Source organism: Helicobacter pylori (genome assembly GCF_011140715.1).
Taxonomy (GTDB): Bacteria; Campylobacterota; Campylobacteria; order Campylobacterales; family Helicobacteraceae; genus Helicobacter; species Helicobacter pylori_DA.
Window position 1 is genome coordinate 39798 of sequence record NZ_SFZZ01000075.1, and the last position, 13260, is coordinate 53057.

15 protein-coding genes are annotated in these 13260 nt (G+C 39.0%); 14 read left to right on the forward strand and 1 reads right to left on the reverse strand.

All coding sequences use genetic code 11. The features are described 5' to 3' along the window. Positions 1-25: 25 nt before the first annotated feature. From EWZ81_RS07470 to EWZ81_RS07530, 13 genes are read left to right on the forward strand one after another with little or no spacing between them, the layout of a single operon-like run. Positions 26-268, forward strand: a complete 243-nt coding sequence (locus EWZ81_RS07470) for a nuclease (protein WP_000780044.1) — start codon at positions 26-28, stop codon at positions 266-268. A gap of 9 nt (positions 269-277) precedes the next feature. Then, positions 278-1591 (forward strand): tRNA (N6-isopentenyl adenosine(37)-C2)-methylthiotransferase MiaB, encoded by a 1314-nt coding sequence (gene miaB / locus EWZ81_RS07475; protein WP_165549531.1) that lies wholly within the window; start codon positions 278-280, stop codon positions 1589-1591. Between the two features lie 38 nt (positions 1592-1629). Continuing rightward, the gene (locus EWZ81_RS07480; protein ID WP_000053536.1) at positions 1630-2283 is read left to right on the forward strand and encodes a lysophospholipid acyltransferase family protein; all 654 of its coding nucleotides are present in this window, start codon (positions 1630-1632) and stop codon (positions 2281-2283) included. After that, a complete protein-coding gene (pilM, locus tag EWZ81_RS07485; protein WP_165549532.1) occupies positions 2276-3256 on the forward strand; it encodes a PilM family protein in 981 nt (326 codons plus the stop codon). The genes EWZ81_RS07480 and pilM overlap by 8 nt, the downstream gene beginning before the upstream one ends. Continuing rightward, on the forward strand, positions 3246-3779 hold the full coding sequence (locus EWZ81_RS07490) for a PilN family protein (protein ID WP_001903519.1): 534 nt from the start codon (positions 3246-3248) through the stop codon (positions 3777-3779). Before pilM ends, EWZ81_RS07490 begins: the two co-directional genes overlap by 11 nt. Continuing rightward, positions 3776-4315, forward strand: a complete 540-nt coding sequence (gene pilO / locus EWZ81_RS07495) for a PilO family protein (protein ID WP_000803096.1) — start codon at positions 3776-3778, stop codon at positions 4313-4315. Before EWZ81_RS07490 ends, pilO begins: the two co-directional genes overlap by 4 nt. 16 nt (positions 4316-4331) lie before the next feature. Next, a complete protein-coding gene (locus EWZ81_RS07500) occupies positions 4332-4730 on the forward strand; it encodes a YkgJ family cysteine cluster protein (protein ID WP_165549533.1) in 399 nt (132 codons plus the stop codon). Positions 4731-4766: 36 nt separating this feature from the next. Beyond that, complete coding sequence (locus tag EWZ81_RS07505; RefSeq protein WP_165549534.1) at positions 4767-6071, forward strand: tetratricopeptide repeat protein; 1305 nt, start codon at positions 4767-4769, stop codon at positions 6069-6071. Further along, complete coding sequence (locus EWZ81_RS07510; RefSeq protein ID WP_165549535.1) at positions 6059-6616, forward strand: beta/alpha barrel domain-containing protein; 558 nt, start codon at positions 6059-6061, stop codon at positions 6614-6616. Before EWZ81_RS07505 ends, EWZ81_RS07510 begins: the two co-directional genes overlap by 13 nt. Positions 6617-6672: 56 nt before the next feature. Next, the gene (locus EWZ81_RS07515; protein WP_000055463.1) at positions 6673-6927 is read left to right on the forward strand and encodes a YfhL family 4Fe-4S dicluster ferredoxin; all 255 of its coding nucleotides are present in this window, start codon (positions 6673-6675) and stop codon (positions 6925-6927) included. Between the two features lie 9 nt (positions 6928-6936). Continuing rightward, positions 6937-8391, forward strand: a complete 1455-nt coding sequence (locus tag EWZ81_RS07520; RefSeq protein ID WP_165549536.1) for a Ppx/GppA family phosphatase — start codon at positions 6937-6939, stop codon at positions 8389-8391. Then, positions 8388-9410, forward strand: a complete 1023-nt coding sequence (waaC, locus tag EWZ81_RS07525) for a lipopolysaccharide heptosyltransferase I (RefSeq protein WP_165549537.1) — start codon at positions 8388-8390, stop codon at positions 9408-9410. The genes EWZ81_RS07520 and waaC overlap by 4 nt, the downstream gene beginning before the upstream one ends. Then, positions 9407-10393 (forward strand): lipid A biosynthesis lauroyl acyltransferase, encoded by a 987-nt coding sequence (locus EWZ81_RS07530; protein WP_165549538.1) that lies wholly within the window; start codon positions 9407-9409, stop codon positions 10391-10393. The genes waaC and EWZ81_RS07530 overlap by 4 nt, the downstream gene beginning before the upstream one ends. 257 nt (positions 10394-10650) lie before the next feature. Here the strand turns inward: EWZ81_RS07530 and tgt are convergent, their stop codons facing one another. Further along, complete coding sequence (gene tgt / locus EWZ81_RS07535; RefSeq protein WP_165549539.1) at positions 10651-11766, reverse strand: tRNA guanosine(34) transglycosylase Tgt; 1116 nt, start codon at positions 11764-11766, stop codon at positions 10651-10653. A gap of 56 nt (positions 11767-11822) precedes the next feature. Between tgt and EWZ81_RS07540 the strand changes: the two genes are divergently transcribed. Beyond that, positions 11823-13259, forward strand: coding sequence for a COG3400 family protein (locus EWZ81_RS07540; RefSeq protein WP_165549540.1), 1437 nt, complete (start codon positions 11823-11825; stop codon positions 13257-13259). Position 13260: the final 1 nt, after the last annotated feature.

Sequence of the window (13260 nt, forward strand, 5' to 3'; positions counted from 1 at the left end):
TCTAAATCAATTAAGGAAAGAGTCAATGAAATTAGTTTTAGCCAAGAATACAAGAAAATCAGACGCTAAGAGCGTGGAATTAGAGGATTTGTACCACAAATTCAGTGAAGACAAGCGTTCTATTTTCTATTTTGCCCCCACAAACGCCCATAAAGACATGCTCAAAGCGGTGGATTTTTTCAAAGAAAAAGGCCATACGGCTTATTTAGATGAGGTGAGGGTCAGCACTGATGAAAAAGATTTTCTTTATGAATTGCACATTATTTAAAGGCTTGTATTGAAAGTTTATATTGAAACCATGGGTTGTGCGATGAATTCTAGGGATAGCGAGCATTTATTGAGCGAGCTGTCCAAACTAGACTATAAAGAGACTAGCGACCCTAAAACAGCGGATTTGATTTTAATCAACACTTGCAGCGTGCGCGAAAAACCCGAGAGAAAATTGTTTTCAGAAATCGGTCAATTCGCTAAAATCAAAAAACCCAACGCCAAAATCGGGGTTTGCGGGTGCACTGCAAGCCACATGGGAGCGGATATTTTGAAAAAAGCCCCGAGCGTGAGCTTTGTGTTAGGGGCTAGGAATGTGTCTAAAATCTCTCAGGTGATCCATAAAGAAAAAGCGGTTGAAGTGGCGATTGATTATGACGAAAGCGCGTATGCGTTTGAATTTTTTGAAAAAAAGGCTCAAATCCGATCGTTACTAAACATCTCTATAGGTTGCGATAAGAAATGCGCTTATTGCATTGTCCCACACACTAGGGGGAAAGAAATTTCTATCCCTATGGATTTGATTTTAAAAGAAGCTGAGAAATTGGCGAATAACGGCACTAAAGAGCTCATGCTTTTAGGGCAGAATGTGAATAATTACGGCGTTCGTTTCAGTAGCGAGCATGCGAAAGTGGGTTTTAGCGATTTGTTGGATAAATTGAGCGAAATCCCAGGCATTGAAAGGATACGATTCACTTCGCCTCACCCCTTGCACATGAATGATGCATTTTTAGAACGCTTTGCCAAAAACCCTAAAGTGTGCAAGAGTATCCACATGCCCTTACAGAGCGGATCTAGCGCGGTGTTAAAGATGATGCGAAGAGGTTATAGCAAAGAGTGGTTTTTAAATAGGGTGGAGAGGTTGAAAGCCTTAGTGCCTGAAGTGGGCATCAGCACGGATATTATCGTGGGCTTCCCTAATGAGAGCGATAAGGATTTTGAAGACACGATGGAGGTGCTAGAAAAAGTGCGCTTTGACACGCTCTATAGTTTCATTTATTCCCCACGCCCTTTCACTGAAGCGGGAGCTTGGAAAGAAAGAGTGCCATTAGAGGTTTCATCTTCAAGGTTAGAGAGGTTGCAAAACAGGCACAAAGAAATTTTAGAGGAAAAAGCCAAGCTAGAAGTGGGTAAAACGCATGTGGTGTTGGTGGAAAATAGGCGTGAAATGGATAATCAAATCGTGGGTTTTGAAGGGCGTAGCGATACGGGGAAATTCATTGAAGTAACTTGTAAGGAAAAAAGAAATCCGGGCGAGCTTGTAAAAGTGGAGATTGTTTCTCATTCCAAAGGGCGCTTGATAGCGGCCATTAAAGGCAACTAATCAAAATAACCAATGAAGAGCGGGTTTAAAGGCGAGAATTGAGCTTAAAATTTTTCAGGAAAAATATCGTTTTAAAGGTTGTCCCACGCTTGGCGTTTGGAGTCCTTTGGTTGTTGCATAAAACTTGTAAAAACCGCTATTTTTTAGCTCAAAATTTAAAAGAAAAACCCTTTATTGTAAGCTGTTGGCATGGGGAGCTTGGCATGATTGGGTTTGCGTATTTAAGGCTTCAAAAACCTTCTGTTTATGTGATCGCAAGCCAGCATTTTGACGGCTCTATTGCGGCGGGTTTGTTTGAAAGCTTTGGTTTTAAAAACATTAGAGGTTCTAGCAAAAAAGGGGGAGTTAAGGTTTTGATAGAAGGGCTTAAGCGTTTGAAAGAAGGTTGCGATGTCGCTATCACTCCTGATGGCCCCAAAGGCCCACGACACAGCATAGCGGATGGGGTGATCGCTTTAGCTCAAAAATCAGGCGTGGGGATTAGCGCTTGTCGGGTGGTTTGTAAAAACGCATGGCGGTTGAACACTTGGGATCAATTTGAAATCCCTAAGCCTTTTAGCGAAGTGCGCTATTACATGCTAGAATCGGTAATTATCCCTAAAGAATGGGAGCTTTCAAAGGCTAAAGAATATTTAAAGACGCGCATGGATTCTGTTGGATTTGAAGAATCTCAAAGGGGTTTGGGTGCTTAAGGGGTTAAAAAAAGCGCTTAAAGAGAAATTTTGCTCTCAAGTGTATATCTCTTTTAATGTGGATCACAATCTTTTATCCGCTCAAGTTTTAAGGGTTAAAAACCACCGCATCAAAGAGAAATTTTTTAAAACTTTTGAGACTAAAGTGGAGACTAAAAATGGTGAAGTCCCCATTCAAGCCTTAAAAATCGCCAGAACTTATAGCCAAAAATACCCCTACACTTATTTCAGCGCGATGAGTAAAGCTAAAGAGGTTTTATGCGAAAAGCAGGCGTTTGAACAAATCAAACAAGAAAATCAAGATTATCAGGCTTGTGAAGTCAATCAAAAGTATTGCGTTTATGTGGAATCTAAGGATTTTCTAAAGGATTTCAAGCGTTTTAAAATCCAGGATGTGGATTTTTTGTTTTCGCCTTTTAGCCTTATTTATGATTTTGTGCGCGATAATTTAGAAAACAAGCCTTTGTTGTATCTGCTTTTGGAGCGTTCAAGATTTTATTTTTTGATTGCGGATAAAAAAGAGATTTTTTTAGCCAAATCCGTGTTTTTAGAAGAACAACCTGAAGAGTTTATAGAGAGCAAAGAAGAAGATTCTATGGAAATGGATAATGAGGCTGTGAATTTGTTTTTGAGTGAAATCCAAGAAGATATTGACAGCCTTGAAGAAGCGATGGGGCTAGATAGCAGTAAGGATAATAGCGAAAAAAATAAGGACGCTTATAGTTTGATTGAAGGCATGACGAATATCCCCTTAATTGCAGATGTTTTGCAAGAGGGATTGCGCAGCGTCTATCATTCTAGAGAGATAGACTTTGTAGAAAAGGTGGTTGTTTTAGACAGTTGTCAAATCCACCACAAAGCGTTAATGCATTTGCAAGAAACTTTGATGATAGAAGTGGATAGGCTTGATTTTTCTTTAGTGGAGCGCTTGAATATTTTAGCGCGCATGGAGAATGAAAAGCATGCGTTTTAGCTATATTGAGCCAAGAGCGAAATACCTTATCAGCAAGCTTTCTAAAATTTGGGTTTTTTACATTTTTTTATCTTTTGTGGTGATAGGGGGGTTAGTGTGGTTTATGCACAACGCCATTAAAAACACTCAAGACAACGCGTCTAGTTTGACGATCCAAGAAAGGCTCTACCGCCATGAAATCAGCCGCTTGCAGGTTAAGACTGATGAAACCTTAAAACTCATTAAAGAAGCCAAAAAGCGTTTGAATTATAACGATGATATACGAGATGTTTTGCAAGGGCTTTTGAATATTGTGCCAGATTCCATCACTATTAATAGCATTGAAATAGACCAGCAAAGCGTGGTGGTTAGTGGTAAAACCCCTTCTAAAGAAGCCTTTTATTTTTTGTTTCAAAACAAACTAAACCCCATGTTTGATTATTCTAGGGCGGAATTTTTCCCTTTAAGCGACGGGTGGTTTAATTTTGTCTCCACCAACTTTTCTAATTCCTTACTGATAAAAAACCCGGAGTCTATTAAATGAAACCATTGCATTTTTCACACTTAGACAGAGAGCAATCAGGCGATGTAGGGTTTATCATCAAAAACCTTATTTTTTTAGGGGTTTTTTCCTTATTGGGTTGGCTCAATACTGAGTATTTTCTATGGCCTAGCATGCTGGAATTAAAAAAAATCCTTTTAGAAGAAAATCGTAAAAAAAGCGTTTTAGAATACGCGCAAAGGCATTTTGAAACAGCTCTAGCAAACTATCGCAATCAAAAAGAAACCAGCGAATCTTTGTTAAAGATTTTTAATGATGAAGAGTCCAGGCGGATTTTAGAAAAGATCTTAAAAAAATGTTTTGACGCCTATAAAATCAAACCCTTGCTCTCTCAAAACCCCTCCCAAAAAACCCAATTTTTTATCATGGCCAGAGCGAGCGAATTGGAAAAAACTTATCTTTTTTTCACCTTACTTAACAAGTATTTACCGAGCGCTCAAAGCCAATTGCCCTTAAAGATTTCTAAAGATAGCGACGGGCTGTTGGTGCAATTTGGCGTGAGTATTGATCTCCAATAGGATTAAGGGTGGTTTAATGCGAGATTTTGATTTCAGTTTTAATCATAGGGCATGCGAGGGTTGTGGGGCAAAGTGTTGCGTGGGAGAAAGCGGGTATATTTTTGTAACGATCCAAGAAATGCAACAAATTAGCGCTTTTTTAAAATTAGAATTAGAAGAATTCAGTCAAAAATACGTTAAAAAGGTGGGTTATAAGTTCTCTTTATTAGAAAAAGACGCTAAAGAGTTGGGTTTGGCGTGCGTGTTTTTGGATTTGGAGACGAAAAAATGCCAGATTTATAGCGTGCGCCCTAAACAATGCCAAACTTTTCCTTTTTGGGAGAGCGTGAAAACTTTCTCTAAAGAGCAAAAAGAAGCTTTTTATAAAAGCTGTCCGGGCATCACACAAAAAACCAAAGAAACTAAAGTGCGCTAAAATTCACTTCAGTGATACAAAAAAGGAAATAAAATAATGGATATTCAAATAAAGAAAAGGTTTTTAGCAAATTTGTTGCTTTTTAGCTTGTTTTCTTGCCTTAAGGCTGAAACCCTTTCAGAAGATCATCAAATCTTATTGAGTTCAGACGCTTTCCATAGAGGGGATTTTGCAGCCGCTCAAAAAGGGTATATGAATCTCTACAAACAAACCAATAAAGTGGTGTATGCTAAAGAAGCGGCCATTTCAGCGGCGAGTTTAGGGGACATTAAAACCGCTATGCATTTAGCCATGCTCTATCAAAAAATCACCAATAATCGTAACGATGTTTCTATCAATAAGATTTTAGTGGATGGCTATGCGCAAATGGGGCAGATTGATAAGGCGATTGAATTGCTGCACAAAATCCGTAAAGAAGAAAAGACCATAGCCACAGACAATGTGTTAGGGACTTTGTATTTGACGCAAAAGCGTTTGGATAAGGCTTTCCCCTTGTTGAATAAGTTTTATAACCAAGTGCATGATGAAGACAGCCTAGAAAAACTCATTACGATCTATTTTTTACAAAACCGCAAAAAAGAGGGATTAGATTTGTTGCAATCCCATATAGACAGGTATGGTTGCTCAGAGCAATTGTGCCAAAAAGCGCTCAACACCTTCACGCAATTTAACGAGCTTGATTTGGCTAAAACGACTTTCGCTCGTTTGTATGAAAAAAACCCTATTGTTCAAAACGCCCAATTTTACATAGGGGTATTAATCTTGTTAAAAGAGTTTGATAAAGCCCAGCAAATCGCAGAATTATTCCCCTTTGACAGGCGTTTGTTGCTAGACTTATACACCGCGCAAAAGAAATTTGATCAAGCTTCCAAACAGGCTTCTTTAATCTATCAAGAAAGAAAAGACCCTAAATTCTTAGGATTAGAGGCGATTTATCATTATGAAAGCTTGAGCGCGAATAAGAAAAAACTCACCAAAGAAGAGATGCTACCCATTATTCAAAAATTAGAGCAAGCCACCAAAGAGCGCCAAGCTTGGCTTGCTAAAACTAAAGATAAAGAAGACGCGCAAGACGCTTTCTTTTATAATTTTTTAGGGTATTCCTTAATAGATTATGACATGGATGTTAAAAGGGGCATGGATCTTGTGAGGAAAGCTTTAGCCCTAGACACTAGCGATTACAATTCAGCGATCTATTTAGACTCTTTGGCGTGGGGTTATTACAAATTAGGGAATTGCTTGGAGGCTAAAAAAATCTTTTCTAGCATCGCTAAAGAGTTTATCCAAACCGAACCCGAATTGAAAGAACACAATAAAATCATTCAAGAATGCAAGAAATAGGGATTTTAGAAAATTTACAAAAAAGCTTAGCCTTAAAAGAGGGCATGCTTTCTTATGAAATGTTAGGTAAAAGCCTGTCGTATAACCCTTACTTGCCTAGAGTCATTCCTCAAACCAAAGATTGTGTTTTTGTAACCCCTGATGAGGTTTTAGAAAAGCTTTTGAAAGAAAACACCCGCACCGATTGCGTCATTGTCAATTTCAAAGGATTATACGAAATAGGCGCACCAAGCGTGTTTGATTTAGAAGTTTTAGGGTTATTGCGCCGCCATGCGAGCTCTTTGATTGTCCATCAGGATTTTTTCATCAGCCATTACCAGCTTTTAGAATCGCTTGTTCAAGGCTCTGATGGGGTCATTTTAGATGAAGAGCTTTTAAAAGAAGATCTAAAAGGCATGGTAGAATTCGCTTGGCGTTTGGGCTTGAGCGTATTTGTAGAAACCCACAAACAAGACTACACCCATTTAAAAGATTTAGGGGTTTTAGGCGTGCTAGAAATTAGCCCCCATTCTTATAATCAAAAAAAAATAGTCTTTTTAGATTGAATTTTAAGCTAATTTAGAGTAAAAATCGTATTCAAACTTTTTAAAAGGAGTGAGTCATGTCATTATTGGTGAATGATGAATGCATTGCGTGCGATGCTTGCAGAGAAGAATGCCCTAGTGAGGCGATTGAAGAGGGCGATCCCATTTATAATATTGATCCAGACAGATGCACGGAGTGTTACGGGTATGATGATGATGAGCCTCGTTGCGTGAGCGTATGCCCTGTAGATGCGATTTTACCGGATCCTAACAATGCTGAGAGCAAAGAGGAATTGAAATACAAATACGAAAGCTTAAAAGAGCAAGATTAAAGGCTAGCAATGGCTAAAATCACAACCGTGATTGATATAGGCTCTAATTCAGTGCGTTTGGCAGTCTTTAAAAAGACGAGCCAGTTTGGGTTTTACTTGCTTTTTGAGACTAAGTCTAAGGTTAGGATTTCAGAGGGTTGTTATGCGTTTAATGGAATCTTACAAGAAATCCCCATGCAAAGAGCCGTTAAAGCCTTGAGCGAATTTAAAGAAATCGCTCTCAAATACAAAAGCAAAAAAATCCTGTGCGTGGCGACCTCAGCGGTGCGCGATGCCCCTAATCGGTTAGAGTTTGTAGCGAGGGTGAAAAAAGCTTGCGGTTTGCAAATCAAAATCATTGATGGGCAAAAAGAAGCGCTCTATGGCGGGATCGCGTGCGCGAATTTGTTGCATAAAAATTCAGGGATCACGATAGATATTGGAGGGGGTAGCACGGAGTGCGCGTTGATTGAAAAAGGCAAGATTAAGGATCTCATCTCGCTTGATATTGGCACGATTCGCATTAAAGAAATGTTTTTGGATAAAGCCTTGAATGCCAAAACCGCTAAAGCTTTTATCCAAAAAGAGGTCTCTAAACTGCCCTTTAAGCATAAAAATGCCTTTGGGGTGGGGGGGACGATCAGGGCGTTGAGTAAGGTGCTGATGAAACGCTTTTGTTACCCTATAGATTCTTTGCATGGCTATGAAATAGATGCGCATAAAAATTTAGCGTTCATTGAAAAAATCGTCATGCTCAAAGAAGATCAATTACGGCTTTTAGGGGTGAATGAAGAGCGTTTGGATAGTATCAGGAGCGGGGCGTTGATTTTATCAGTCGTTTTGGAGCATTTAAAAACTTCTTTAATGATCACCAGTGGGGTAGGGGTGAGAGAAGGCGTGTTTTTGAGCGATTTATTGCGCCACCATTACTATAAATTCCCCCCCAATATCAACCCCTCTCTCATCTCTTTAAAAGATCGCTTTTTGCCCCATGAAAAGCACAGCCAAAAGGTCAAAAAAGAATGCGTGAAATTGTTTGAAGCCTTATCGCCTTTGCATAAAATAGATGAAAAATACCTTTTCCATTTAAAGATTGCGGGGGAATTAGCGAGCATGGGCAAGATTTTAAGCGTCTATTTAGCCCACAAGCACAGCGCGTATTTTATTTTAAACGCTTTGAGTTATGGCTTTAGCCACCAGGATAGAGCGATCATTTGCTTATTAGCCCAATTCAGCCATAAAAAAATCCCTAAAGACAACGCTATCGCCCACATGAGCGCGATGATGCCAAGCCTTTTGACCTTGCAGTGGCTGAGTTTTATCCTTTCTTTAGCCGAAAATTTGTGCCTGACAGACAGTCATCATTTAAAATACACGCTAGAAAAAAACAAGCTTGTGATCCATTCTAATGACGCGCTTTACTTGGCTAAAGAAATGCTCCCCAAACTCATTAAGCCCATTCCTTTGACGATAGAGTTTGCTTGAAAATAGCGATTGTCAGGCTTTCAGCGCTTGGGGATATTATCGTGAGCGCGGTGTTTTTAGCGCTGATTAAAGAGCGTTTCACTGATGCTCAAATAGAATGGTTCGTGGATGAAAGATTTGGCGCGATTTTAGAGCATTCCCCCTATATTGATAAATTACACCCCATCGCTTTAAAAAGCGCGCTTACAACCTTTAACCCTTTGAAGATTTTCAAACTTTTTAAATCTTTAAGGGCTTATGAATACGATATAATCATTGACATGCAAGGCCTAGTCAAATCCGCCCTCATCACGCAAATGTTGAAAGCCCCTAAAAAAGTCGGCTTTGATTACGCTTCGGCTAGAGAGGGTTTGAGCACGTTTTTTTACTCGCAAAAAGTTTCCATCGCTTATGATGAGCCTATTTTAAAGCGCAATTTCACGCTCCTTTCTCATGCCCTAAACTTGCCCCAAAAAGAAATTTCAGAAGAAATTTCAGAGGGTTTAAGCTCTAGATTTAAAGTGTTTTCCTACCAAGATTCTCCAAAAATCAATGCGTTAAATTTGAATCAAAATAAACCAAAAATCCTTTTTGTTTTAGAAACTTCTAAAATCAATAAAACTTACCCTATAGAGCGTTTTAAAGAGCTGGCTTTGATGCTAGAAAATTTTCAAATTTGCTTGCTATGGCATGCTAATGAAGATAAGGCTAATGCGCTTTATGGCGCTTTAAAAAACCAGCGCGATGTGTTATTGCTCCCTAAACTCACTTTAAACGAAGTTAAGGCGTTGCTCTTTAAAATGGATTTGATTATTGGGGGCGATACGGGTATTACGCATTTAGCATGGGCGTTGCAAAAAGCTAGCATCACCCTTTATGGCAACACGCCCATGGAGCGTTTTAAATTAGAAAGCCCGATCAATGTTTCGCTCACCGGTAATTCAAACGCCAACTACCATAAGAAGGATTTTTCTATCCAAAACATAGATCCTAAAAAAATTAAAGAATGCGTTTTAAACCTTTTAAAGGAAAAAGAATGACTTATAAAGAACGACTCATACACGAAAAAATATTGAACCAAAACGATAAGGGTTTTAAAACGGAACTGCACATTTTGAGCGTTTTTATCGTGGAATTTTTAGTGAATATTTTGGGGTTTATTTTGGCTAAAATGCCTCATTTTTGGTTTTTAAGGTGCATTAAAGCTTTAGCGTGGCTGATGAGAACCTTTGATAGACGTCGTTATTTTGACGCTAAAGCCAATTTGGATTTTGTGTTTGGGGATTCTAAAAGCGAAGAAGAGAAAAAAAGGATCATTAAAAAGGGTTATGAAAATTTTGCTTTCATCATTTTAGAAACCATTAGAGTGATCTTTATCCCTAAAGATGAATACGACGCTCGTTTCACGCTCATCAATGAAGAAAATGTGTGGAAGTCTTTAAACAAGGAAGGCCAAGCGATCACTTTATGCATGCATTTTGGCTATTGGGAAGCGGTAGGCACGACTTTAGCACAATATTATAAGGATTATGGTAGGGGGTGCTTGGGGCGTTTGACTAAATTTGCCCCCATCAATCACATGATTATGAGCAGGCGAGAGGCGTTTGGGGTGCGTTTTGTCAATAAAATAGGAGCGATGAAAGAACTCATTAAAATGTATAATCAAGGCAACGGCCTTGTGGGGATTTTAGTGGATCAAAATGTCGTGCCTAAAGATGGGGTGGTGGTGAAATTCTTTAATAAAGACGCTACGCACACCACGATCGCTTCTATTTTATCGCGCCGTTACAATATAGACATCCAGCCGGTATTCATTGATTTTAATGACGATTATTCGCATTACACAGCGACCTATTACCCGAGTATCCGCTCTCAAATCACCGATAACGCGCAAAACGATATTTTAGAATGCACGCAAGCCCAAGCGAGTTTGTGCGAAGAGGTGATTAGAAACCACCCAGAAAGTTATTTTTGGTTCCACAGGCGTTTTAAAAGCACCCACCCTGAGATCTATCAAAGATAGGGTTTTGTTATCCTTGAATGGATACTCAAAACCTTACATTTTTTCAAAAAATAGGGTTTTTAAATTTAATTTTTATAGTAAAAACCTACTTCCTTAAGGGGATAGGGGGTATTTTGAAATAATTCCCCCTACAACCCCCTTAAATAACCCCCTAACCCAAGAAGACCGCTTTTTTTAAAAAGTTATCGCTTACTCACGCAAGCTCTTTGTCATTGATTGTAAAAAAATGCTTTTTAGTATTTTTTACATTTTACTACTCAATGCGAACAAAAGTGGTATTTTTCTAAAAATTCTTTTTTAAAACTCAAAAACCGCTTTTCTAAAATGGCGTTTCTAGCGTTCTTCACTAGCTCTAAATAAAAATGCAGATTGTGCAAGCTGGCTAAACGAGCGTAAGTGAGTTCTTTAGCCCTAAAGAGGTGGTGCAGATAGGCTTTAGAATAGCGTTTGCAAGTGTAACAAGTGCAATTTTCTTCAATAGGGGTATCATCCAATTTATAAGGCGCGTTTTTGATAGAAATTTTGCCAGAATGCGTGAAAAGGGTGGCGTTTCTGGCGTTTCTGGTGGGCATCACGCAATCAAACATATCCACCCCTAAACTGATAGCGTCTAGGATATTTTCAGGCGTGCCTACGCCCATTAAGTAGCGAGGCTTGTCTTTGGGGAGCAAGGGGGCGGTGTGCGCGATCGTTTCTAGCATTTCATCAGAGCTTTCCCCCACCGCTAAACCGCCTATAGCGTAGCCATCAAAACCTTTATGCGTTAATTCCACGCTTAAACTTCTCATTTTCAAATGCGTGCCGCCTTGGATAATGGCAAAAAGGTTGTTGTTGGGGCGGTTTTTTTCTTTGTGGTATTCTAGGCTAAGATTCGCCCATTTAGCGCTTCTTTTAATGGATTCTTCAAGGCGCTTTAAGGGAGCGGGCAAGCCCACTAAATCGTCTAAAACCATCATAATATCGCTATTCAAAGAATATTGAATGTCCAAAACTTTAGTGGGCGTGAATAAATGCTTGCTCCCATCAATATGGGATTTAAAAACAATCCCGTCTTCTTGCAATTTGACATTATCGCTCAAGCTAAAGGCTTGAAAACCCCCACTATCGGTTAAAAAACTCCCCTGAAATTGAGCGAAACGATGCAAGCCTCCTAATTGTTCAACCACTTTCTCACCCGGCCTTAAATACATGTAATAGGTGTTGGCTAAAATGAGTTTAGCGCCTAAAATTTCTTGCATATCCATAGCGTCTAAAGATTTGATGCAGCCTTGCGTGCCTACGGGCATAAAAACAGGCGTTGCCACTTGAGAATGGGCTAAATTTAAAAGACCAGCTCGCGCGTGTTTGTCAATAGCTTGGAGTTGAAAATCCATCGTTTAAGCCTTAATCTTGGATATAATGGCGTAATCATTTTTTAGGAAGTTTGGAATTGAAAAAAATCGCCCTTATTTTAGATGGCATTGTAGCAAAAAATTTTTTAGACTTGGTGCTAAGGCATTATTCTAATCATAATTTTTATATAGTGGTTGTCAAAGATGAGAGCCTTATCCCTAAAAATTATCCGAGCACTTTCGCTTTTTATTGTTTTGATGCGACTTCTAGTTTCAGGCTTTTGCAAGTGTTAAACGATGAGGTGAGCGACGCGTTTTTAATCATACAAGATTTTAAAGAACAGCGCATCATCCATAAAATCATTCAAACCCATTTCAAACGCATGCGCGTGGTTTTGAGCGTGAAAAAAGATGGTGAAAAAACTTTAGAAAATAATGAAGAAAATAAAGATGAAAAGCTTATTTTGATTGATGAATTTGAAGTTTTAGCCAATAAATTCATTTCTCGTTTGCCCAATATCCCTAGCACCCCTAGAGAGTTTGGGTTAGGCAAGGGCGAGATCATGGAGATTGATGTGCCTTTTGGGAGTGTTTTTGCTTACAGACACATTGGCTCTATCAGGCAAAAAGAATACAGGATTGTAGGGCTTTATCGCAACGATGTTTTGTTGCTCTCCACTAAATCTTTAGTTATCCAGCCGCGAGATATTCTTTTAGTGGCGGGTAATCCTGAAATTTTGAATGCGGTGTATCTTCAAGTCAAAAGCAATGTGGGGCAGTTCCCAGCCCCCTTTGGTAAGAGCATTTATTTATATATTGATATGCGTTTGCAGAACAGAAAAGCGATGATGCGCGATGTGTATCAAGCCTTGTTTTTGCACAAACATTTAAAGAGCTACAAGCTCTACATCCAGGTTTTACACCCCACTAGCCCTAAGTTTTACCATAAATTTTTATCGCTAGAAACCGAAAGTATTGAAGTGAATTTTGATTTTTACAGGAAAAGTTTTATCCAAAAACTCCATGAAGACCACCAGAAAAAAATGGGCCTAATCGTGGTAGGCAGAGAGCTTTTTTTATCTAAAAAACACCGAAAGGCCTTGTATAAAACAGCCACCCCAGTTTATAAAACCAACACTTCCGGCTTGTCTAAAACCTCTCAAAGCGTGGTGGTATTGAATGAAAGTTTGGATATTAATGAGGACATGTCTTCAGTGATCTTTGATGTGTCTATGCAAATGGATTTGGGCTTGTTGCTCTATGATTTTGACCCTAACAAGCGCTATAAAAACGAGATTGTCAATCATTATGAAAATTTAGCCAACACCTTTAACCGCAAGATTGAGATTTTCCAAACCGATATTAGAAATCCTATCATGTATCTCAATTCTTTAAGAAATCCCATTTTGCATTTCATGCCTTTTGAAGAGTGCATCACGCACACGCGCTTTTGGTGGTTTTTATCCACTAAAGTGGAAAAATTAGCGTTTTTAAACGATGATAACCCTCAAATTTTTATCCCTGTAGCGGAGTGAA